Here is a 22,984-nt window from a genome sequence, read left to right as displayed (position 1 = left end):
GGGCTGGCGCACGGGCATGCGCCAGCGATAGCCATTACAGGCTGTTGAATACGCGGTTTTCTTGTTCCTGAACGCGAATAAACGTCGTACGCTTTGTCAGCTCTTTCAGGCGGGAGGCGCCAACGTAGGTGCAGGCAGAGCGCAGGCCGCCGAGGATATCGCGTGCGGTGTTTTCAACCGGGCCGCGCAGAGGCAGCTTGACGGTTTTACCTTCTGCCGCACGGTATTTTGCCACGCCGCCGACGTGACGGGTCATCGCAGACTCAGAGCTCATACCGTAGAACAGCATAAATTTCTCGCCGTTCTCTTCTACTACGGTACCGCCGCTCTCTTCGTGACCTGCCAGCATGCCGCCGAGCATCACGAAGTCCGCGCCGCCGCCGAAGGCCTTTGCGACATCACCCGGCATGGTGCAACCACCGTCGCTGATGATCTGGCCGCCCAGCCCGTGCGCCGCATCGGCACATTCAATGACGGCAGAGAGCTGCGGATAACCGACGCCGGTTTTGACGCGCGTGGTGCATACGGAGCCCGGACCGATGCCCACTTTCACGATATCGGCACCGGAGAGGATCAGCTCTTCACACATTTCACCGGTCACCACGTTGCCCGCGATGATGGTTTTCGTCGGCCAGGCCTCACGCGCCTTGCTGACGAACTGTACGAAGTGCTCGGAGTAACCGTTCGCCACATCAATACAAACGAAGTTCAGCGCCGGGTTAGCCTTCAGAATCTGTTTGGTCTTCTCGAAATCCGCATCGGAGGTACCGGTGGAGACCATCACGTGCTTCACCACATCAGCAGAGGCGGACGCCACAAACGCATCCCACTCTTCAGGGCTGTAATGTTTGTGCACGGCGGTGAGGATGTCGAACTGTGCCAGCGCGGTTGCCATCTCAAAGGTTCCCACAGTATCCATGTTGGCAGCGATGATCGGCACGCCAGACCAGGTCTGACCGGAATGCTTAAAGGTGAATTGACGTTCGAGTTCAACGTCTGAGCGACTTTTCAGTGTAGAGCGTTTAGGGCGGATAAGAACGTCTTTGAAACCTAACTTCAGATCTTCTTCGATACGCATGTGCGGATTCCTGGGGTTAGAGGCAAATATGTTAAAAGCACAACTCCAGTGACGCTATCATACGCACTAATACCTGCTCCGCAAGACTGCGAAATTCTCTTTTTTTACGCTACAATCCTATAAATTTACCTGGTAAAAAGCCGGTAAAGAGGGCTAAACAGTTGCTGGCGCACCTGAGAGTTTTAATCAACTGATTTTAATAATGAATAATTCCCAGGATTTGATTTAATGGGGTATATCGTTGCATTAACCGGTGGCATCGGTAGTGGCAAAAGTACCGTTGCAGACGCGTTTTCTCGTTTGGGTATCACGATTATCGATGCCGATATTATTGCCCGCCAGGTGGTAGAGCCCAATACACCCGCGCTTAAGGCCATCGCAGAACATTTTGGCCAGGCAATCATCAATGCCGATGGCACGCTAAATCGCCGTCAGCTTCGCGAATGCATTTTTTCCGATTCAGCGGAAAAAGCCTGGCTTAATGCCCTGCTCCATCCCATTATCCACCAGGAAACACAGCGTCAGATAGCCGAAGCCCGCTCGCCCTATGTCTTGTGGGTGGTTCCGCTGCTGGTGGAAAATCAGCTGCATCAGAAAGCCGATCGGGTACTGGTGATTGATGTCGCACCCGAGACGCAAATCCAGAGAACCATGTTGCGAGACCATGTCTCGCGCGAGCATGCTGAACATATTCTCGCCGCTCAGGCCACGCGCGCTCAGCGCCTTGCCGTGGCGGATGATGTTATTGATAATAACGGCGCACCAGATGCTATTGCATCGGATGTTGCCCGTCTGCACGCGCAGTATCTGACGTTAGCCGGGCAGGCCGTTGCACAGGAAAAACCATAATGTCGACTCACATCCTTTTTGAGCATCCGCTCAACGAAAAAATGCGTACCTGGCTGCGCATCGAATTCCTCATTCAGCAGCTTTCACAACATCTGCCGGTTAACGATCACGCTACGGCGTTGCACTTCTTCCGCAATGTAGGCGATCTGCTGGATGTGATTGAACGCGGCGATGTCCGCACAGAATTGCTTAAAGAGCTGGAGCGCCAGCAGCGTAAATTGCAGGCATGGGCTGAGGTTCCGGGGGTGGACGTAAGCCGTATCGATTCCCTTCGTCAGCAGCTTAAAACCAGCAGCAGCATCCTGATGGCCGCACCGCGCGTCGGGCAGTTTTTGCGTGAGGACCGCCTGATTGGCCTGGTGCGCCAGCGCCTGAGCATCCCTGGCGGTTGCTGCAGCTTCGACCTGCCGACGCTGCATATATGGCTCCATATGCCACAAGCCCAGCGTGACGCGCAGGTGAACAGCTGGCTGGCAAGCCTGGAGCCGATGCACCAGACGCTGTCGCTGATCCTCGATCTGATCCGTAACTCAGCGCCGTTCCGCAAGCAAACCAGCCTGAACGGTTTCTACCAGGACAACGGTGATGATGCCGATCTTCTGCGCCTGAATATATCGCTTGGCGAACAGCTTTATCCGCAAATTTCCGGGCATAAGAGCCGCTTTGCGATTCGCTTTATGCCGCTGGACAGCGAAAATGGCACCGTGCCGGAACGCCTCGATTTTGAACTGGCCTGTTGTTAAGGAGTGCCGATGTCTGATGTCACCACCGTAAACTGCCCGACCTGTGGCAAAACCGTTGTCTGGGGCGAAGTGAGTCCGTTCCGCCCATTCTGCTGCAAACGCTGCCAGCTTATTGACCTGGGCGAATGGGCGGCGGAAGAGAAACGCATTCCGAGTAAAGGCGATCTTTCGGACAGCGATGACTGGAGTGAAAACCAGCAGTAATCTGTAAAGCCTGCTGGCGCGTCGCTTAGCAGGCCTTCGGTTGTTCGACTAACCGCAGGATCACAGGTTCATTAGCTGGCGGGAATTTTTCGGCATCACTTGCCTGAAGCTCCACCCAGTTACCCGGCTGCCCCTCTTTCCCCCAGGGTTCACCTTCCCAGTTTTCCACCAGCCAGAACCACAGCGTGATGTGTCTGTCCGGAAACTGGTATTCAAGCTTATCAAACAGCGTTGCGCCAAGCGGGGTGATCCCCACCTCCTCCTGAAGCTCGCGAACCAGCGCCTCTTCCGGCGTTTCACCTGACTCGATTTTACCGCCTGGAAACTCCCACTTGTTCGCCATATGGGCGTCGGCAGCGCGCTGGGTGATGAAGATTTGATTTTGCGGGTTGCGAATAATCCCGACGGCAATTTGCAGTATTTTCATATTGTCACTTCCATAAAAAAGGCGCAGAAATCTGCGCCTTTTTGTTTTTTTATGAACTTAGCTCAGACGGCCGTGGCACGCCTTGTACTTTTTACCAGAACCGCACGGGCATGGATCGTTACGACCCACTTTACGATCGCCGGTTTGCGCGGCGATCGCCGCTGCGGCTTCGCTGTCGTCGGTCTGATGGCTCAGCTGTTGCATTTGTGCCAGACGCTCGGCTTCTTCACGACGCTGCTGCTCCATCGCTTCCACTTCTTCCGGCATGCGCACCTGAACCTTGCTCAGGGTGCTGATGACTTCATACTTCAGCGACTCAAGCATAGAGGCAAACATGGAGAAGGACTCACGCTTGTATTCCTGCTTCGGATCTTTCTGCGCATAGCCACGCAGGTGGATACCCTGACGCAGGTAGTCCATCGCCGCCAGGTGCTCTTTCCACAGGGAATCCAGCGTCTGCAGCATCACGCCTTTTTCGAAGTGACGCATCATTTCAGCGCCAACCACTTCTTCCTTGCGCTTGTAGACGTCCAGCGCGGTTTCGTAGATACGCTCGCGCAGGGTCTCTTCGTGCAGTTCAGGCTCTTTATCCAGCCACTCTTTGATAGGCAGATCGAGGTCAAAGTCGTTTTTCAGACGTTCCTGCAGGCCTTCGATGTCCCACATCTCTTCCAGAGACTGCGGCGGAATGTGCGCATCAATCGTGGCTTTAAACACATCTTCGCGAATGCTGTTGATGGTTTCGCTCACGTCGGACACGTCCAGCAGTTCGTTACGCTGGGTGTAGATCGCACGACGCTGATCGTTAGCCACGTCGTCATATTCCAGCAGCTGCTTACGAATATCGAAGTTGCGGCTTTCCACTTTACGCTGTGCGTTCGCGATCGCTTTGGTGACCCACGGGTGCTCAATAGCTTCGCCCGGCTTCATGCCCAACTTGCGCATCATGCCGGACACGCGGTCGGAGGCGAAAATACGCATCAGCGCATCTTCCATCGACAGATAGAAGCGGGAAGAACCGGCATCACCCTGACGACCCGCACGACCACGCAGCTGGTTATCGATACGACGCGATTCGTGACGCTCGGTACCGATAATGTGCAGACCGCCGGATGCCAGCACCGCGTCATGACGCACCTGCCAGTCGGCCTTGATCTGCGCAATCTGTTCAGGCGTTGGGTTTTCCAGCTCAGCCACTTCGGCCTGCCAGCTACCGCCCAGCATAATGTCGGTACCACGACCCGCCATGTTGGTGGCGATGGTTACCGCAGCCGGATAACCTGCCTGCGCAACAATATCCGCTTCTTTGGCGTGGAATTTGGCGTTCAGTACATTGTGTTTAATACCCGCTTTCGTCAGCTCGTGAGAAACCACTTCGGATTTTTCAATGGAGATGGTCCCCACCAGAACCGGCTGGCCTTTAGCAGTACGCTCGCGAATGTCTTCGATGATCGCCTGAATTTTTTCCGCTTCGGTCATGTACACCAGGTCTGGCATATCCTTACGGATCATCGGACGGTTGGTTGGAACGACCACGGTATCCAGCTTGTAGATAGAGCTGAATTCAAACGCTTCGGTATCGGCTGTACCGGTCATGCCCGCCAGCTTCTCGTACAGACGGAAGTAGTTCTGGAAGGTAATAGACGCCAGCGTCTGGTTTTCGTTTTGAATATCCACGCCTTCTTTGGCTTCTACAGCCTGGTGCAGACCGTCTGACCAGCGACGTCCCTGCATGGTACGACCGGTGTGCTCATCGACAATGATCACTTCGCCGTCTTTTACGATGTAGTCGACGTCGCGGGTGAACAGCGCGTGGGCACGCAGCGCGGCGGTCACATGGTGCATCAGCATGATGTTGCTTGGGGAGTACAGAGACTCGCCCTCTTCCATAATGCCTTCAGCCACCAGCAGCTCTTCGATTTTCACTAGACCACGCTCGGTCAGGTTCACCTGGCGCGCTTTTTCATCCACGGAGAAGTGACCTTCACCCTGGAAGGTATCCGAGTCTTCTTTCTCCTGGCGCAGCAGGTGTGGAATGATTTTGTCGACTTTACGGTACATCTCGGAGCTGTCTTCAGCCGGGCCGGAGATGATAAGCGGAGTACGCGCTTCATCGATCAGGATGGAGTCCACCTCATCCACCAGCGCGTAGTGCAGCTTACGCTGGACGCGCTCTTCAGGGCTGAACGCCATGTTGTCACGCAGGTAGTCGAAGCCGTATTCGTTGTTGGTACCGTAGGTAATGTCCGCGTTATACGCTTCACGCTTGGCTGGTGCAGGCAGGCCAGACATGTTGATGCCGACGGTCATGCCGAGGAATTCGAACAGTGGACGGTTGTTTTCGGCGTCACGCTGCGCCAGATAGTCGTTGACGGTAACGACGTGAACGCCTTTACCGGTCAACGCATTCAGGTAAGCCGGCAGCGTTGCGGTCAGGGTTTTACCTTCACCGGTACGCATTTCCGCGATGCAGCGTTCGTTAAGCACCATCCCGCCCAGCAGCTGAACGTCGAAGTGACGCATGCCGAACACGCGCTTACTTGCTTCACGCACGACCGCAAATGCTTCCGGGATCAGGCTTTCTAAGGTTTCACCTTTTTCCAGACGCGCACGGAATTCCGCCGTTTTCGCTTTCAGCTCATCATCAGAGAGCTTCTCCATCGCCGGTTCCATACCGTTGATGACGGCAACAGCTTTGCGCATACGGCGCAGGGTACGATCGTTACGACTACCAAAAACTTTAGTTAATAATTTGATTAGCATAATAAATTCTCAAACGCCCCATCATGGGCAGATAAATTAAGGTATTGAAAAAGTTAATTTAGCTGAGGCGTTGAGGCCCGGCGCGAATGCCGTGAACCTGGCTAATCCAGGTTGAAACAGAGAATGAAACAGGAGGAACGAACGCGCGTTGCGCCGTCTGGCGAACCATGACCGGCGGCTGGCTGTCCTGCGTGAGCAGCGCGTTGAGCGTGTCCAGCAGGGCAAGATGCTGCGCCTGCACCGGCAGCGCCTCTTCCGCAACAGGCATTGCCTGCGGCGCCATCGCGAAGGAGAGATGGCGGATAACCGTGCGGATAGCGTGCTGGTGCCAGTAATCAACGGAGAAATTCGGGCGGCGACTGGCTTCAAGCCAGGCGAGATTTGTAAAGTTAACCCGCGTATTGAGATCGTGTTTGCTGGTAGAGGTCTTCGTCGGCGTCGCCGCTTCGGCACTGTTGCTGAGCGCAGGCAAGCCGAAACTCGCCGCGACCATCCCTAATAAGAGATGCGGCCAGAAGTAACGTCTGCCAAATTGTCGCCAGCGCGTCAGTATTCCGCTCACTTGCTCCACCACATAAGCCAGCCTGTTACAGGCTATCTTCAGTTATTTTTTTAAGCGCCCAGATATTACCACTAAAGCCAATACACATCAGCAGGAATGAGGCGCCGCCGCGGGGAAAAACGGTCAAGAATGCAGCTAACGCACACACTTTCTGCGCAAGACAGACTAGAAATAACGCAGGGGCAAACAAAGAAGGGTAAAAATAAAAACGACTGGTCTTCCTGGCCGGAGAGAGTACCAGGTTAACCAGTCGATTTTTTACGAAACGGCGTGAACCGTTACGCCAGAACCATGCTTGGCGCTTTGAAAGCCAACGGCAGTTCTGCTTCGTCTTCGAAGGTCACATATTCCCAGGCTTCCTGTTTTGCCAGGACGGCCTGCAACAGTTTGTTGTTCAGCGCATGACCGGATTTGAACGCGGTAAATGCACCAATGATGTTGTGACCACACATGAACAGGTCGCCGATAGCGTCCAGCATTTTGTGACGAACGAATTCATCTTCGAAACGCAGGCCGTCTTCGTTCAGTACGCGATAATCGTCAACAACGATGGCACAATCGAAGCTGCCGCCCAGGCACAGGCCGCGGGACTGCAGATATTCGATATCACGCATGAAGCCAAACGTACGGGCTCGGCTGATCTGGCGCATAAACGCATCGGCAGAGAAGTTCATCGCATAGCGCTGGGTGCTGGAATCAATCGCCGGATGGTTAAAGTCGATGGTAAAGTCCAACGAGAAACCATTGTACGGTTTAAATTCAGCCCACTTGTCGCCATCTTCGACGCGAACGGTCTCTTTGATGCGGACAAATTTCTTCGCGCAGTTCAGTTCTTCGATGCCAGCATCCAGCAACAGATAGACGAACGGTGCAGCACTGCCATCCATAATCGGGATTTCTGGCGCATCGACTTCAACAATAATGTTGTCGATACCCAGACCCGCCAGGGCGGCGTTCAGGTGCTCTACGGTAGAAATCCGCACGTCATGCTCGTTCACCAGACAAGTACAGAGCATAGTATCACGCACAGATTTGGCATCGGCCGGAAAATCTACCGGTGGATTCAAGTCGGTGCGACGATAGATGACCCCGGTATTGGCCGGCGCAGGGCGTAACGTCAGCGTGACTTTCTTGCCGGTATGTAAACCGACACCCGTCGCCTGAACGATACGTTTAAGTGTCCTTTGTTTGATCATCGTATAATCTCGCCAAATTAACTATCCAACCGAGAGTGTATATCACTAACGGTGGGCCAGTTTAGCACAAAGAGCGCAAATCCCCTAATTCCAGCCAATTCTTAATCAGCTTGCTTACGCAGGAACGCCGGGATATCCAGATAATCTGGCTCTTTCGCCGTTTGCGGCGTTGGGTCGTTCACCACTTTCGCGGCCGGTTTCTGCTCCTGAGTCAGCGGAGACATACCGTGCTGCTGGTAACGATCCATTACCGGTTGCTGAGTCTGCTTGTTAGTCACTAAGGTGATCTCAGGACGCTTGTCCATACCGATACCGGTTGCAACAACGGTAACACGCAGCTCGTCGTTCATTTCAGGGTCAAGCGAAGTACCGATTACCACGGTAGCGTTGTCAGAGGCGAACGCACGGATGGTGTTACCCACGGTTTCGAACTCATCCAGACGCAGGTCAAAGCCAGCGGTAATGTTGACCAGCACGCCGCGCGCACCAGACAGGTCGATATCTTCCAGCAGTGGAGAAGAGATAGCCATTTCAGCCGCTTCTTCTGCACGGTCTTCGCCGCTCGCCACGCCAGAGCCCATCATCGCGTAGCCCATTTCGGACATCACGGTGCGAACGTCTGCAAAGTCAACGTTCATCAGGCCAGGACGGGTAATCAGTTCAGCGATACCCTGAACCGCGCCTTTCAGCACGTCGTTTGCTGCACCGAAGGCGTCCAGCAGGGAGATACCGCGACCCAGAACTTTCAACAGTTTGTCGTTCGGGATGGTGATCAGCGAGTCCACATGCTTGGACAGCTCGGTGATACCCTGCTCCGCGAAGGCCATACGCTTCTTGCCTTCAAAATTGAAAGGCTTGGTCACGACAGCAACGGTCAGGATACCTAAATCTTTAGCTACTTCAGCGACAACAGGTGCTGCGCCGGTACCGGTACCGCCCCCCATACCTGCTGCGATGAAGACCATGTCCGCACCTTCCAGTGCAGCGCGCAGGGCTTCACGATCTTCTTCAGCCGCATTGCGACCCACTTCCGGGTTAGCCCCAGCTCCCAGCCCTTTGGTGATACCACCGCCGATCTGGATAGTCTGGCCTACCGCCGTCTTACGCAGTGCCTGCGCATCGGTGTTAACCGCGAAGAATTCAACACCTTCAATGCGTTCACGCACCATATGCTCTACGGCGTTACCGCCGCCGCCACCGACGCCGATGACTTTAATCACCGCGTCGTTGGTCAGTTCCATAGGTTCAAACATAATTTCTCTCTCCGTTGTGCCTGTCGCCCGAGACCGCTAATTCTCTCCGGTCTCTTAAAAAAATTAAAACTCTTTTCGCAACCAGTTGTTCAGTCGTTTGACCCACGACCCCACTGAGACGCGTTTTTCCACTTCCGCTTCACCACTGAGATGAGATTCCTTCCCATAGTGGAGCAGGCCCACAGCCGTTGAATAATACGGCTCCTGAGCATAATCCGTTAAACCGGTAATATTCAGCGGCGCCCCAATACGTACCTGCGTATGGAAGACGCGCTGCGCACAGGCCGCAAGACCTTCAATTTGCGCTGCACCGCCGGTTAATACAATCCCCGCCGCAAGATGATGTTTAACACCCTGCTGACGAAGCTGTTCCTGTAACTGTAAAATTTCTTCGTTGACCAGGTTGAGCAGCTCGGTATAGCGCGGCTCGATCACCTCTGCCAACGTCTGGCGCTGCAGGCTGCGCGGTGGACGACCACCGACGCTTGGCACTTCAACGCTCTCATCTTTGCCAACGATAGAACCCAGCGCACAGCCGTGGCGCACTTTAATCGCTTCTGCATCGCTCGGTGGCGTACCAAAAGCGTAAGCAATATCGCTGGTCACGACGTTCCCTGCGTACGGGATCACTTTGGTGTGGCGCAGCGCACCGCCGGTATACACGGCCATGTCCATTGTACCACCACCAATATCGACCACACAGACACCCAGTTCACGTTCATCTTCGGTCAGTACGGAATAACTTGCCGCCAGACCGGCGAAAATAAGTTGGTCAACTTTCAGGCCACAACGTTCAACGGCTTTTACAATGTTCTTCGCCATATCGTTGTGACATGTGATCAGGTGCACTTTTGCCTGCATACGAACGCCTGACAGACCAACCGGGTTTTTGATCCCTTCCTGGTAGTCAATCGCATATTCCTGCGGGATCACGTGCAATACGCGATGCTCATCGCGAACACGCACGGACTTCGCCGTATGCACAACGTTTTCAACGTCTTCCTGCGTCACTTCCTCTTCGGAAATCGGCACCATGCCGATTTCGTTCTGGCAGCTAATGTGCTTACCAGAAAGGGCAAGATAGACAGAAGAAATCTGGCAATCTGCCATCAATTCAGCCTGATCGATGGCGCGCTGGACGCATTTCACCACCGATTCAAGATCGTTTACCCCACCTTTATCCATACCACGTGACGGGCAACTGCCCACGCCAATGATATTGACCATACCGTCGGGCAGAACTTCCCCTACTAAAGCGGCAACCTTCGCGGTGCCAATCTCCAGTCCAACTACCAGTTTTCTGTCCGTCGCCTTGATCATTGTTGTTCTGCCTGTACCTGTGCCTGATTCTGTTGCTGATTAGGTTCCTCGACCGGAGCCGGTACCCAACCGACTGCTGCGCCTGAGTCATAGCGCAAATCAACGTAGCTTATCCGTTTGCCGTCAGTCTGTGCCTGCTGCTGTAAAACCGGGTAAAGTTCGACAAAACGCGCCAGACGCTTCATGGTGTCCCCGCGTCCCAGGTTGAGCTTAATGCCGTTCGTTAACGTAAGCAGCCAGGAGCGGCGCGCCGTCATTGCAGCATCTTTTAACGTAAACCTGTCCTTCGCCAGCACCTGGCCCATTTCACGAAAACCCTGTAAAACCTCGTTTTCGCTGCCTTCAGGGCCATACAACATCGGTAAATTCTGCTTGTTGACACGATCGGCCGGGACGCTGAAGGAATTTCCGTCGACGTCAACCATGTGCTGATCATTCCAACGCGCAATGGGCACATATTCAACCAGATGAATCTTCAATTCATCAGGCCATTGCTTTCTTACGCTCGCCTGTTTTATCCATGGCAGACGTTCAATCTGGCTCTGGATAATATTGACGTCCTGCGTCATAAAGGTGCCAGGCGAGCCCAGCGCCAGTATTGACTGGCGAATATCGTCGTTACGCGTGTAGTGACGCTCACCGGTGACCACCAGCTTAGAAAGCGGCAACCGCTGCGCATCTTCCATCCAGCCCAGGACCATCCAGCCGCTGATAAACACGGTGCACAGCACCCCGAGCAGGAAAATGATGCCTGCAAGACGCGTTCCATTACTGCGGCGTGAAGAGGTGTATTCTTCCTCGTCATCGCGGTTGCGCGTGTTCAATGCAGCCTGAGACATATCAGCCCGCCTGGTCCAGAATGCGTACGACTAACTGTGAGAAGCTCATCCCCGCCTGACGCGCAGCCATCGGCACAAGGCTGTGGCTCGTCATACCCGGAGAGGTGTTGGCTTCCAGCAGATAAAATTGTCCATCCCGGTCCTGCATCACATCGATGCGTCCCCAGCCCTGGCAACCCAGAACATGCCAGGCTTTAAGCACCAGGGACTGTAAATCGGCTTCACGCTCAGCTTCAAGACCACTTGGGCAGAAATATTGCGTCTCATCAGAGAGATACTTCGCCTCATAATCATAGAAGACTCCGGCGGGTTGGATACGGATTGACGGTAAAATTTCTTCGCCAAGCATCGCGACGGTAAATTCCGGCCCGCTAAGCCATTTTTCTATCAGAACTTCATCATCATGTTGAAATGCCAGCGCTAAAGCGGACGCTAAATCGTCAGCTTTGTCGACTTTGGACATTCCCACGCTGGAGCCTTCCCGACTGGGCTTTACAATAACCGGTAAGCCCAGTTCAGCAATGCGTGCATTAACGCTATCCGGCAGGCCCAATTCAAATTCGCGACGCGTCAGTGCCACCCATGGCGCAACAGGTAAACCTGCGCCCTGCCACAGCAGCTTGCTGCGCAGTTTATCCATAGAGATAGCAGACGCCATCACGCCGCTGCCGGTGTATGGCAGACCGATCAGATCCAGAAGCCCCTGCAGGGTGCCGTCTTCGCCGCCACGACCGTGTAAAGCGATAAAGACTTTATCGAAGCCCATGGCTTTTAACTGCGTCACGTCGACCTCTTTTGGATCGACCAGGTGCGCATTGACGCCACCTTCACGCAGGCCCGCCAGTACAGCGGCGCCTGAATTCAGGGAAACCTCGCGCTCGGCGGAGGTGCCGCCAGACAGGACAGCAATCTTATCAGCCATGATGCTCATCCTCCTGGTTTTGCGGCTTCAGTTTGATTTCAGCTAAGGTACGGGCGATTTTGCCGATATTTCCCGCGCCCTGAATCAGAATCAGATCGTTACCTGTCAGGACAGGTGCCAGAATTTCCGCCACCTGCGCAGGGTCAGAAACCAGAATAGGGTCAACTTTACCGCGTCCACGAATGGTGCGACACAGAGAACGACTGTCTGCACCAGGAATCGGCGTCTCGCCTGCGGCGTACACATCCAGCATTAACAGGGTGTCTACCTGTGACAGGACGCTGGCGAAATCGTCATACAGATCGCGCGTACGCGTGAAGCGGTGCGGCTGGAACACCATCACCAGATTTTTGTCTGGCCAGCCTGCACGAGCGGCTTTAATGGTGGCGTCCACTTCGGTCGGATGGTGGCCATAGTCGTCCACCAGCATCGCCGTACCGGCTTTACCGTTCACGGCATCCAGCGGGAATTCACCGAGGAAATCGAAACGACGCCCGGTGCCCTGGAAGCTTTCCAGTGCGCGCAGAATCGCATCGTCATCAATGCCTTCTTCCGTCGCGACGGCCACTGCCGCTGCGGCATTGAGCGCGTTATGGCGCCCTGGCGCATTCAGCGTCACGTGCAGCAGCTCTTTGTCCTGACGCGCCAGCGTGAAATGTCCCTGCGCGCCAATCTGTTTGTACTCTTCCACGCGGACGTCAGCGTCTTCGCTGAAGCCGTAGGTGGTGATTTGACGACCCACGCGCGGCAGCAACTCGCGGATCACCGGATCGTCCACGCACATCACCGCGCGCCCGTAGAACGGCAGGTTGTGCAGGAAGTTGATAAAGGTCTGCTTTAAGTTCTCGAAGTCACCCTGGTAGGTATCCATATGGTCAGCTTCGATGTTGGTGACAATCGCCACCATCGGCTGCAGGTGCAGGAACGACGCGTCGCTCTCGTCCGCTTCAGCAATCAGATAACGACTGTGGCCCAGACGCGCATGTACGCCCGCGGCTTTGACCTGGCCGCCGTTGACGAACGTCGGGTCGAGACCCGCTTCTGCATAAATACTGGAAACCATCGCCGTGGTCGTGGTTTTACCGTGGGTCCCGGCAATCGCGATGCCGTGGCGGAAGCGCATCAGTTCCGCCAGCATTTCGGCACGGCGGATCACCGGAATGCGCGCGTCATGCGCGGCAACGATTTCTGGGTTGTCAGAAGAGATGGCGCTTGAGACCACCACCACGCTCGCATCGCGCACGTTTTCCGGGCGATGGTTGAAATAGATAGTCGCCCCAAGCGACGCCAGCTGCTGCGTTACAGGGTTTGGCGCCAGGTCAGACCCGCTGATCTGATAGCCTTCGTTAGCTAACACTTCGGCAATACCGCCCATGCCGGCACCACCGATGCCAACAAAGTGAATGTGCCGGACGCGACGCATCTCGGGCACGATTGAACGCAGTTTTGCCAGTTGTTGTGTATTCATTCTCTAAACGCCATCGACTACTTAAAATTCGTGCCGCGCTTCACGCGCTGCGAGGGTTAAGCCTGGGCTGCCAGGCTCACTTCTTTTGCCACCCGTTCCGTCGCATCAGGGATAGCCGCCGCGCGCGCGCGTTCAGCCATCTCAAGCAATACGTCTCTGTTCCAGCCCGCCAGGGTGGTGGCGACCGCGTCAGCGGTAAATTGTGGCTGCTCAAAAATTTTCGCCGCACCGGCTTTCTCAAGCGGCAGGGCATTCCAGTACTGCTGTCTGTCTTTGTGCTGGAAAGGCACAAACAGGGCTGGCAGACCCGCGGCAGCGATTTCGCTTACCGTTAAGGCGCCAGAACGACAGACCACGACATCGGCCCAGGCATAGGCTGCAGCCATGTCGTCGATAAATTCCGTCACGTTATGCTGCGGCTGCCCCGCCTCGGCGTAAGCCTGCTCAACGGTCTGCTGAGCGCCTTTTCCGCTCTGGTGCCAGATGGTGACGGCATCCCCCAGCTTTGCAGCAACCTGCGGCATCGTCTGGTTTAAAATGCGTGCCCCCTGAGAGCCACCGACGACCAGCACACGAACCGGCCCTTCACGGCCCGCCAGGCGAGCGTCCGGCAGCGGCAGCGCCAGCACGTCCACACGGACCGGGTTACCTACCACGTCCGCTTTCGGGAACGCGCCGGGAAACGCCTGCATGACTTTGGTGGCGATTTTCGCCAGCCATTTGTTGGTCAGACCGGCAATACCGTTCTGCTCATGCAGGACGACGGGAATACCTAAAGACCACGCTGCCAGCCCGCCCGGACCCGAGACATAGCCGCCCATGCCCAGCACCACATCGGGCTTAAAGCGCTTCATAATGGTGCGCGCCTGACGCCAGGCGTTAAAAATGCGCACCGGAGCCAGCAGCATTGCCTTGAGGCCTTTGCCGCGCAGGCCGGAAATACGAATAAAGTCGATCTCAATACCGTGTTTCGGTACCAGGTCGGCCTCCATGCGGTCTGCGGTTCCCAGCCAGCGTACCTGCCAGCCCTGATCCATTAAATGGTGCGCAACCGCCAGTCCCGGGAACACATGTCCGCCGGTACCGCCTGCCATCACCATTAACCGCTTCGGTTGATTCATCGTGAACCTCGTGTAAACGCCTGGGCTTTTTCCAGACGCGTTTCATAATCTATGCGCAACAACAGCATGATGGCCGTCGACATAATCAACAGACTGGAACCACCATAACTGATCAACGGCAACGTCAGACCTTTGGTCGGCAGCATACCCGCTGCGGCCCCGACGTTAACCAATGCCTGGAAACTAAACCAGATACCAATTGAGCAGGCCAGGAAGCCTGAGAAACGGTGATCGATCTCCAGCGCTTTCCGGCCGATGGACATGGCGCGGAAAGCGACGAAGAATACCATTAATAGCGCTAATACCACACCGATATAACCCAGTTCTTCCGCAATAATGGAGAAGATAAAGTCAGTATGCGCTTCCGGTAAATACTCCAGTTTCTGTACCGAGTTACCCAGTCCCTGTCCCCAGAGCTCACCACGACCAAAGGCCATGAGTGACTGCGTCAGCTGATAACCGCTGCCGAACGGGTCTTCCCACGGGTTCCAGAACGAAGTCACGCGGCGAATACGGTAAGGCTCGGCGAGGATCAGCAGCACAACCGCTGAAATCCCCATCCCAATGATGGCGATGAACTGCCACAGCTTCGCGCCCGCCAGGAACAGCATGGCCAGCGTGGTCACAAACAGTACCACCACGGTACCGAGGTCAGGCTGCGCCAGCAGTAAGACCGCCAGCACCAGAATCACGCCCATCGGTTTTAAGAAGCCGCGCAGGTTGTTACGCACTTCATCTACTTTACGCACCAGGTAGTTCGCCAGGTAGCAGAACAGGGAGAGCTTGGTAAATTCCGCAGGCTGAATACGCAGCGGACCAAAGGCGATCCAGCGTGATGCCCCGTTTACGGAACTCCCCACCACCAGAACGATCAGCAGCATAATGATCGAGGCGATCAGCATCGCCGTACTGTGCCGCTGCCAGAACTCCATCGGTAGACGCAAGGTCACCAGCGCCAGGCAGAATGCCAGGATGATGTACAGACCATCACGTTTGGCAAACAGGAAAGGATCGTTCGCCAGACGCTGCCCGACGGGCATTGACGCTGACGTCACCATAATAAAGCCGACCGCCGCGAGCCCCATTGTGAGCCAGAACAGCGTGCGGTCGTACATGATCAGGCTGTCGTTATCTTTTTGACGAGAGCCCATCACCCAGCCTTTGAGCGCCGCAAACAACCACACCAGGATCCCAAATCCTGGCAGGCGCGGCATTTTCAGGCGAGGGAGAGATAAACGCATCAGCCTAACTCCTTCGCCAGGCGGGTAAAGACATCACCACGCTGTTCGAAATTCTTGAATTGATCCAGACTTGCACAGGCCGGAGAGAGCAGCACCATATCACCCGGCTTCACGCGAGGGGCAATCAGCCGCATCGCCTGTTCCATGGTTTCGGTTTGCTCGGCGATCTCAGGGCGCAGTTCAGCCAGCTCGCTGCCGTCACGGCCGAAGCAGTAGAGACGGATGTTATCGCCGGAGAGATACGGCTTCAGGGACGAGAAATCAGCTGACTTACCGTCGCCACCCAGCAGCAGATGCAGGGTACCGTCAACGTGCAGCCCGTTCAGCGCGGCCTCCGTACTGCCCACGTTGGTGGCTTTGGAGTCGTTGATCCAGCGCACGCCGTTGTGCTCCAGCGCCAGCTGGAAACGGTGCGCCAGGCCAGAAAACGTGGTTAACGCTTTCAGACTCGAGGAGCGCGGCAGCCCCACGGCATCCGCCAGCGCCAGCGCCGCCAGCGCATTGGTATAGTTGTGCTGACCAGAGAGCTTCATCTCTTTCACGTTCAGCACTTTCTCACCTTTCACGCGCAGCCAGGTTTCACCCAGCTGGCGGTTCAGATGGTAATCCCCCATGGTGATGCCAAAACTGATGCAGCGCTCGTCTGCGCCACGCACCGGCATGGTCAGCGCATCATCGGCGTTCACCACGCAGACTTTGGCATTCTCATAAACGCGCAGCTTGGCGGCACGGTACTGCTGCAGACCAAAGGGATATCTGTCCATATGATCTTCAGTCACGTTGAGGATCGTCGCAGCGGCAGCATGCAGGCTGGAGGTCGTTTCCAGCTGGAAGCTGGAAAGCTCGAGAACATACAGTTCACAGCCTTTATCCAGCAGCATCAGAGCAGGCAAACCAATGTTACCGCCAACGCCGACGTTCATGCCCGCCGCTTTCGCCATTTCCCCCACCAGGGTGGTGACGGTGCTTTTACCGTTAGAACCGGTAATCGCGATAACGGGAGCCTGCGCTTCGCGGCAGAACAGCTCGATATCGCCAACAATCTCAACGCCCGCATCTGCGGCAGCGCTCAGTGAAGGATGCGCCAGCGCCATACCCGGGCTGGCAACAATCAGATCGGCTGCCAGCAGCCAGTCATCATTCAGACCACCCAGGTGGCGTTCAACCTGTTCCGGCAGCTTGTCCAGACCCGGCGGAGAGACACGCGTATCCATCACGCGCGGCGTCACGCCACGCGCGAGGAAAAAGTCCACGCAGGAGAGCCCCGTAAGGCCTAACCCGATGATAACGACTTTTTTGCCCTGGTAATCTGCCATGATTAACGTACCTTCAGCGTTGCCAGGCCAATCAGCACCAGCATCAGCGAAATAATCCAGAAGCGCACAATGACGCGCGGCTCCGGCCAGCCTTTCAGTTCATAGTGGTGGTGAATCGGCGCCATACGGAAGATGCGCTGACCGCGCAGCTTGAAGGAGCCGACCTGCAAAATCACCGACAGCGTCTCAACCACAAACACGCCGCCCATGATCACCAGCAGGAACTCCTGGCGCAGCAGCACGGCAATAATGCCCAGCGCGCCGCCCAAAGCCAGTGAACCGACGTCACCCATAAAGACCTGAGCCGGATAGGTGTTGAACCACAGGAAGCCCAGCCCCGCGCCGACAATCGCCGTACAGACGATCACCAGTTCACCCGCATGACGCAGATAAGGGATGTGCAGGTAGTTCGCAAAGTTCATGTTACCGGTCGCCCACGCCACCAGCGCAAAACCGGCCGCCACGAAGACGGTAGGCATGATTGCCAGGCCATCCAGACCGTCGGTCAGGTTAACGGCGTTACCGGTGCCGACAATCACAAAGTACGCCAGCAGAATGTAGAACAGACCCAGCTGCGGCATCACGTCTTTAAAGAACGGCACGACCAGCTCGGTCGCTGGCGTGTCTTTCCCGGCCAGATACAGCGCGAAGGCCACGCCCAGCGCGATCACCGACATCCAGAAATACTTCCAGCGGGCAATCAGGCCTTTGGTATCTTTACGGACGACTTTGCGGTAATCATCGACGAAACCGATGATCCCGTAACCCACCAGTACCGTCAGCACACACCAGACGTACGGGTTGGACGGGTACGCCCACAACAGCACGGAAACGACGATGGCAGTCAGGATCATGATCCCGCCCATGGTCGGCGTACCGCGCTTGCTGAAGTGCGATTCCGGGCCGTCGTTACGCACAACCTGGCCGAAAGAGAGCTTTTGCAGACGGGCAATCATGCGCGGGCCCATCCACAACGAGATGAACAGCGCAGTCAGCAGGCTGACGATGGCGCGAAACGTCAGATATGAAAAGACGTTAAAGCCTGAGTAATATTTGACCAAATGTTCGGCCAGCCAAACTAACATGTCCCGTTCTCCTGTAATGCGTGCACAACCTCTTCCATGGCGGCACTACGTGAACCTTTCACTAACACTGTCACAATTTGTTTTTCTGTCATTAATGCCTTAAGGCGCTCAATCAAGGCGGCTTTATCGGCAAAATGCTCGCCAACACCGCTGGCCTGGCTAATCGCCTGGCTCAATTTTCCTGTGCTCAGTACACAGTCCAGCCCCGCCGCTTTCGCCGCTTCACCGACCTGGGTATGACAGGCTTCGCTTTCGTCGCCCAGTTCTGCCATATCGCCAACCACCATGATGCGGTAGCCCGGCATTTCAGATAACACCTGCACCGCCGCCGTCATCGAGCCAACATTTGCGTTGTAGGAGTCATCCAGCAGCAGCTTGTTTTCCGAAAGCTGAATCGGGAACAGGCGTCCCGGTACGGCTTTCAGGTTCGCCAGCCCGGCTTTGATTGCCTCATGTGAAGCGCCCACCGCCGTTGACAGCGCCGCCGCCGCAAGGGCATTGGCGATGTTATGGCGACCCGGCAGCGGCAGCAGCACCTCCACGCCACCCGTTGGGGTCGTGAGGGTGAACTCGGTGCCGTGCGACGTCACATGGATATTGGTCGCCGTAAAATCACTGTTGGCCGCATTTGGAGAGAAGCGCCAGGTTTTACGCGCACCAATGATGCTCTGCCAGTTCAGCCAGTCGTTGTTGTCGGCGTTCAGAATGGCGATACCGTTATCCGGCAGGCCGGTGTAAATCTCGCCTTTCGCTTTCGCCACGCCTTCCAGCGAGCCAAAGCCTTCCAGGTGCGCAGCCGCGAGGTTATTCACCAGCGCCGCTTCCGGGCGAGTCAGGCTTACGGTCCAGGCGATTTCACCCTGGTGGTTTGCGCCTAACTCGATCACCGCATAGTCATGCTCTTTGGTCAGGCGAAGCAATGTCATCGGCACGCCGATGTCATTATTGAGGTTGCCCGCGGTAAAAAGCGTATTGCCGCACTGGCTGAGGATCGCCGCCGTCATCTCTTTCACTGACGTTTTGCCTGATGACCCTGTCAGCGCGACGACGCGAGCCGGCACCTGCTGACGAACCCAGGCAGCCAGCTCACCGAACGCGAGACGCGTATCTTTCACCACAACCTGCGGCAGATCGATATCAAGCTTGCGGCTGACCAGCAGCGCACCGGCGCCGTTCTCTTTGGCCTGCTCGGCAAAATCATGCGCGTCAAAACGCTCGCCTTTCAGCGCCACAAAGAGACAGCCTGCGGTGACTTTACGGGTGTCCGTCGTCACGGCATCGATGGTCAGGTCTTGCCCGTGCAGGTCGCCGTGCAGTACTTCTGCGGCCTGGCTTAAGGAGAGGCTAATCATGCGACGACTCCCAGCAGGCGAGCTGCCGTTACGCGATCCGAGTAATCCAGACGGCGATTGCCAACAATCTGATAATCTTCATGGCCTTTGCCCGCCAGCAGAACAACGTCATTCTCCTGCGCCTGCATGATGGCGTTTGTCACGGCTTCAGCACGGCCTTCCACGACGCGCGCGCGGCCTGCGTCCAGCATACCCGCCAGAATGTCATTAATGATGGCGCGCGGCTCTTCGGTACGCGGGTTGTCATCGGTGACAACCGGAATATCCGCGAACTGTTCCGCAATCGCCCCCATCAGCGGGCGTTTGCCTTTGTCGCGATCGCCGCCGCAGCCAAACACGCACCAGAGCTTACCGGTACAGTGCAGGCGCGCCGCTTCCAGCGCTTTTTCCAGCGCATCCGGCGTGTGGGCATAATCAACCACAACGGTCGGCTTACCCGGCGCGCTAAATACTTCCATACGGCCACAAACCGGCTGCAGTCGCGCGGCGGTTTTCAGCAGTTCAGCCATCGGGTAACCCAGCGCCAGCAGCGTTGCCAGGGCCAGCAGTAGGTTGCTGACGTTAAACGCCCCCATCAGGCGGCTTTCAATTTCGCCTTCCCCCCAGGAAGAGGCAAAGCGGATGGTCGCCCCGCTGTCGTGATAATTCACCTCAACCGCCTTCAGCCAGCGGCCGTGGCAGTTCGGATTGATATGGTCTTCCATCGATACGGCAACCGCATCCGGCAGCTTCGCCAGCCAGCGGCGACCGACTTCATCATCGGCATTGATGATCGCCTGACCACAGTGGTGAGTGGAATAGAGCAGCCATTTCGCGGCTTCGTAGTGCTCCATATCACCATGATAATCAAGATGATCGCGGCTCAGGTTGGTAAACACGGACGCGGCAAATTTCAGCGCCGCGACGCGGTGCTGTACCAGACCGTGCGAAGAGACCTCCATCGCGGCGAAGGTTGCGCCCTGCCCTGCCAGTCCGGCAAGCACGTGCTGTACGTCAACCGCGGAGCCGGTGGTGTTTTCCGTCGGGCTCACTTTGCCCAGCAGACCGTTACCCACGGTCCCCATCACCGCGCCGGTTTCACCCAGCAGCTGAGCCCACTGCGCCATCAGCTGCGTGGTGGTGGTTTTTCCGTTCGTACCCGTTACGCCAACCAGGCGCAGCTGGTCGGAAGGTTCGTGATAAAAACGTCCCGCCAGTGCGGAAAGACGTTCATTTAACTGGCTGAGATAGATGACCGGCACGCCGTGCATTTCACGGATCTCACCGTCGGTTGCCTCATCTTTAGCCTCAGCAATAATGGCAGCCACACCTTGCGCAATCGCCTGCGGGATATAACGACGCCCGTCCGCCTGATGACCGACCACCGCCACAAAAAGATCGCCAGACGCAGCCACGCGGCTGTCCAGTACCATCTCTCGCAGTGCTCGCTCCGGTGCATTTGGCACCCACGGAGCGAGAAGGTCGCGCAAATTACGATCTGCCACCTGTACCCTCGCCTTGATTAATTACAAATTCACTTTTTTCGCCCGTCGCCAGCGCATCCGGTTCAATGTTCATGGTGCGTAACACGCCGCCCATGATGGCCCCGAACACAGGCGCGGAGACGGCGCCGCCGTAGTATTTACCCGCCTGTGGATCGTTTATCACGACCACCAGCGCAAAACGCGGATTGCTTGCAGGCGCAACGCCTGCGGTATAGGCAATGTATTTGTTGATGTAGCGGCCGTCTGGCCCCACTTTTTTCGCTGTACCGGTTTTAATGGCGATACGATAGCCTTTAATCGCCGCCTTCACGCCGCCGCCGCCCGGCAGCGCCACGCTTTCCATCATGTGCACCACGGTACGAACGATGGATTCCGGGAAGATACGCTCGCCCGGGACCGGTGGATCAACTTTGGTAATCGACAGCGGGCGATAGACGCCATAGCTGCCAATCGTTGCGTAGACTCGCGCTAACTGTAACGGGGTTACCATTAGCCCGTAGCCGAAAGAGAAGGTGGCCCTCTCTATGTCAGACCACCGTTGTTTTTGAGGATATAAGCCACTGCGTTCTCCGACCAACCCCAAATTGGTCGCCTTTCCCAGTCCAAAACGTGAGTAAGTCTCTACTAACGCTGAGGACGGCATCGCTAACGCCAGCTTTGAAACACCGACGTTACTCGACTTCTGTAACACCCCGGTCAGGGTCAATTCGCTGTAGCGCGCCACGTCTTTTATCTCGTGGCCGTTAATACGGTATGGGACAGTGTTCAGGACCGTGTTTTCATTGACAATACCGCGCTGGAGCGCGGTCATCACCACCATCGGCTTCACCGTGGAGCCGGGTTCGAACACGTCGGTAATTGCCCGGTTACGCATGGCATCTTTTGCGGTGCCGGTAAAGTTGTTCGGGTTGTAGGACGGGCTGTTGGCCATCGCCAGCACTTCACCGGTGCTGACATCCACCAGCACGGCGCTGCCTGACTCCGCCTTGTTGAACGCCACCGCGTTGTTCAGCTCGCGGTAGACCAGCGCCTGCAGGCGCTCGTCGATACTCAGGGCCAGGTTATGCGCTGCCTGACTATCCGTGGAAGAGATATCTTCGATGACGCGCCCGTAACGGTCCTTACGCACGATTCGCTCGCCCGGCTGGCCGGTGAGCCACTTATCGAAGCTTTTCTCAACGCCCTCAATCCCCTGGCTGTCGACGTTGGTAAAGCCAATGAGGTGAGCGGTTACTTCGCCGGATGGGTAGTAACGGCGGGATTCTTCACGCAGATGAATACCCGGCAGCTTCAGTTTGCGAATGTAGTCCGCCATGTCAGGGTTAACCTGACGCGCCAGATAGATAAAACGTCCTTTCGGGTTCGCGTTAACGCGGGAAGCCAGCTGATCCAGCGGCATTTTCAGCGCATCAGAGAGGGCTTTCCAGCGGTTATCAAGGGTAATGCCACCGGCGTCGTGCAGCTCTTTCGGATCGGCCCAGATCGCTTTCACCGGCACGCTCACCGCCAGCGGACGACCGGAGCGGTCGGTGATCATCCCGCGGGACGTGGAAACCTCCTGCACGCGCAGAGAGCGCATATCGCCCTGGCGTACCAGCATGTCAGGGGCGACGATTTGCAGCCAGGCCACGCGGCCCAGTAGAAAACCCAGCGCCAGTAAAATGCAGCCGCAAAGCAACGCAAAACGCCAACTGATAAAGTTGGCCTGTTCTTCCTGACGTTTTGGTTTTAGCGTTTTTGCCGCTGCTTTCATGCGTCGCG

General features: G+C 56.2%; 20 protein-coding genes. 3 read left to right on the top strand and 17 right to left on the bottom strand.

Annotated features, from left to right (window positions below; all coding sequences use genetic code 11):
- Positions 1 to 34: 34 nt before the first annotated feature.
- A complete protein-coding gene (locus tag PI91_RS06270; RefSeq protein ID WP_023293282.1) occupies positions 35 to 1,078 on the bottom strand; it encodes a GMP reductase in 1,044 nt (347 codons plus the stop codon).
- 228 nt (positions 1,079 to 1,306) lie between these two features.
- Between PI91_RS06270 and coaE the strand changes: the two genes are divergently transcribed.
- From coaE to yacG, 3 genes are read left to right on the top strand one after another with little or no spacing between them, the layout of a single operon-like run.
- Positions 1,307 to 1,927: a dephospho-CoA kinase gene (gene coaE, locus PI91_RS06265; protein WP_039265677.1), complete on the top strand. Its 621-nt coding sequence runs from the start codon at positions 1,307 to 1,309 to the stop codon at positions 1,925 to 1,927.
- Positions 1,927 to 2,670: a cell division protein ZapD gene (zapD, locus tag PI91_RS06260; protein WP_039265676.1), complete on the top strand. Its 744-nt coding sequence runs from the start codon at positions 1,927 to 1,929 to the stop codon at positions 2,668 to 2,670. The genes coaE and zapD overlap by 1 nt, the downstream gene beginning before the upstream one ends.
- Positions 2,671 to 2,679: 9 nt before the next feature.
- Complete coding sequence (gene yacG / locus PI91_RS06255; protein WP_023615920.1) at positions 2,680 to 2,874, top strand: DNA gyrase inhibitor YacG; 195 nt, start codon at positions 2,680 to 2,682, stop codon at positions 2,872 to 2,874.
- 25 nt (positions 2,875 to 2,899) lie between these two features.
- On the opposite strand, the gene mutT is transcribed toward yacG, so the two are convergent.
- The 16 genes from mutT to PI91_RS06175 form a co-directional block, all read right to left on the bottom strand.
- Complete coding sequence (gene mutT / locus PI91_RS06250; RefSeq protein ID WP_039265675.1) at positions 2,900 to 3,301, bottom strand: 8-oxo-dGTP diphosphatase MutT; 402 nt, start codon at positions 3,299 to 3,301, stop codon at positions 2,900 to 2,902.
- A gap of 57 nt (positions 3,302 to 3,358) precedes the next feature.
- Complete coding sequence (secA, locus tag PI91_RS06245) at positions 3,359 to 6,064, bottom strand: preprotein translocase subunit SecA (protein WP_021240521.1); 2,706 nt, start codon at positions 6,062 to 6,064, stop codon at positions 3,359 to 3,361.
- A gap of 58 nt (positions 6,065 to 6,122) precedes the next feature.
- Positions 6,123 to 6,626 carry a secA translation cis-regulator SecM gene (secM, locus tag PI91_RS06240; protein ID WP_074410472.1) on the bottom strand — a complete coding sequence of 168 codons (504 nt, stop codon included), beginning with the start codon at positions 6,624 to 6,626 and terminating at the stop codon, positions 6,123 to 6,125.
- A 278-nt stretch (positions 6,627 to 6,904) separates the two neighbouring features.
- Positions 6,905 to 7,822, bottom strand: a complete 918-nt coding sequence (gene lpxC, locus PI91_RS06235; protein WP_008501977.1) for a UDP-3-O-acyl-N-acetylglucosamine deacetylase — start codon at positions 7,820 to 7,822, stop codon at positions 6,905 to 6,907.
- Positions 7,823 to 7,923: 101 nt separating this feature from the next.
- Positions 7,924 to 9,075 carry a cell division protein FtsZ gene (gene ftsZ / locus PI91_RS06230; RefSeq protein WP_008501978.1) on the bottom strand — a complete coding sequence of 384 codons (1,152 nt, stop codon included), beginning with the start codon at positions 9,073 to 9,075 and terminating at the stop codon, positions 7,924 to 7,926.
- Positions 9,076 to 9,138: 63 nt separating this feature from the next.
- On the bottom strand, positions 9,139 to 10,395 hold the full coding sequence (gene ftsA, locus PI91_RS06225; RefSeq protein WP_006173845.1) for a cell division protein FtsA: 1,257 nt from the start codon (positions 10,393 to 10,395) through the stop codon (positions 9,139 to 9,141).
- The gene (gene ftsQ / locus PI91_RS06220; RefSeq protein WP_039265673.1) at positions 10,392 to 11,234 is read right to left on the bottom strand and encodes a cell division protein FtsQ; all 843 of its coding nucleotides are present in this window, start codon (positions 11,232 to 11,234) and stop codon (positions 10,392 to 10,394) included. Before ftsQ ends, ftsA begins: the two co-directional genes overlap by 4 nt.
- Before the next feature lies 1 nt (position 11,235).
- On the bottom strand, positions 11,236 to 12,156 hold the full coding sequence (locus tag PI91_RS06215; protein ID WP_021240523.1) for a D-alanine--D-alanine ligase: 921 nt from the start codon (positions 12,154 to 12,156) through the stop codon (positions 11,236 to 11,238).
- Positions 12,149 to 13,624, bottom strand: coding sequence for a UDP-N-acetylmuramate--L-alanine ligase (gene murC / locus PI91_RS06210; RefSeq protein WP_039265672.1), 1,476 nt, complete (start codon positions 13,622 to 13,624; stop codon positions 12,149 to 12,151). Before murC ends, PI91_RS06215 begins: the two co-directional genes overlap by 8 nt.
- Positions 13,625 to 13,680: 56 nt before the next feature.
- A complete protein-coding gene (murG, locus tag PI91_RS06205) occupies positions 13,681 to 14,745 on the bottom strand; it encodes an undecaprenyldiphospho-muramoylpentapeptide beta-N-acetylglucosaminyltransferase (protein ID WP_021240525.1) in 1,065 nt (354 codons plus the stop codon).
- The gene (gene ftsW / locus PI91_RS06200; protein ID WP_008501983.1) at positions 14,742 to 15,986 is read right to left on the bottom strand and encodes a cell division protein FtsW; all 1,245 of its coding nucleotides are present in this window, start codon (positions 15,984 to 15,986) and stop codon (positions 14,742 to 14,744) included. Before ftsW ends, murG begins: the two co-directional genes overlap by 4 nt.
- Entirely contained in the window at positions 15,986 to 17,302 is a 1,317-nt protein-coding gene (gene murD, locus PI91_RS06195; protein WP_023345434.1) for a UDP-N-acetylmuramoyl-L-alanine--D-glutamate ligase, read from the bottom strand. Before murD ends, ftsW begins: the two co-directional genes overlap by 1 nt.
- Positions 17,303 to 17,304: 2 nt before the next feature.
- Positions 17,305 to 18,387, bottom strand: coding sequence for a phospho-N-acetylmuramoyl-pentapeptide-transferase (mraY, locus tag PI91_RS06190; protein WP_008501985.1), 1,083 nt, complete (start codon positions 18,385 to 18,387; stop codon positions 17,305 to 17,307).
- Positions 18,381 to 19,739, bottom strand: a complete 1,359-nt coding sequence (murF, locus tag PI91_RS06185) for a UDP-N-acetylmuramoyl-tripeptide--D-alanyl-D-alanine ligase (protein WP_039265670.1) — start codon at positions 19,737 to 19,739, stop codon at positions 18,381 to 18,383. Before murF ends, mraY begins: the two co-directional genes overlap by 7 nt.
- Positions 19,736 to 21,223 carry a UDP-N-acetylmuramoyl-L-alanyl-D-glutamate--2,6-diaminopimelate ligase gene (gene murE, locus PI91_RS06180; RefSeq protein ID WP_039265669.1) on the bottom strand — a complete coding sequence of 496 codons (1,488 nt, stop codon included), beginning with the start codon at positions 21,221 to 21,223 and terminating at the stop codon, positions 19,736 to 19,738. The genes murF and murE overlap by 4 nt, the downstream gene beginning before the upstream one ends.
- Positions 21,210 to 22,976, bottom strand: coding sequence for a peptidoglycan glycosyltransferase FtsI (locus PI91_RS06175; protein ID WP_008501988.1), 1,767 nt, complete (start codon positions 22,974 to 22,976; stop codon positions 21,210 to 21,212). The genes murE and PI91_RS06175 overlap by 14 nt, the downstream gene beginning before the upstream one ends.
- Positions 22,977 to 22,984 lie beyond the last annotated feature (8 nt).

The sequence above is a fragment of the Enterobacter sp. FB genome (assembly GCF_000805795.1).
GTDB lineage: Bacteria > Pseudomonadota > Gammaproteobacteria > Enterobacterales > Enterobacteriaceae > Enterobacter > Enterobacter roggenkampii.
This window is presented reverse-complemented; position numbering and strand designations above follow the sequence as displayed.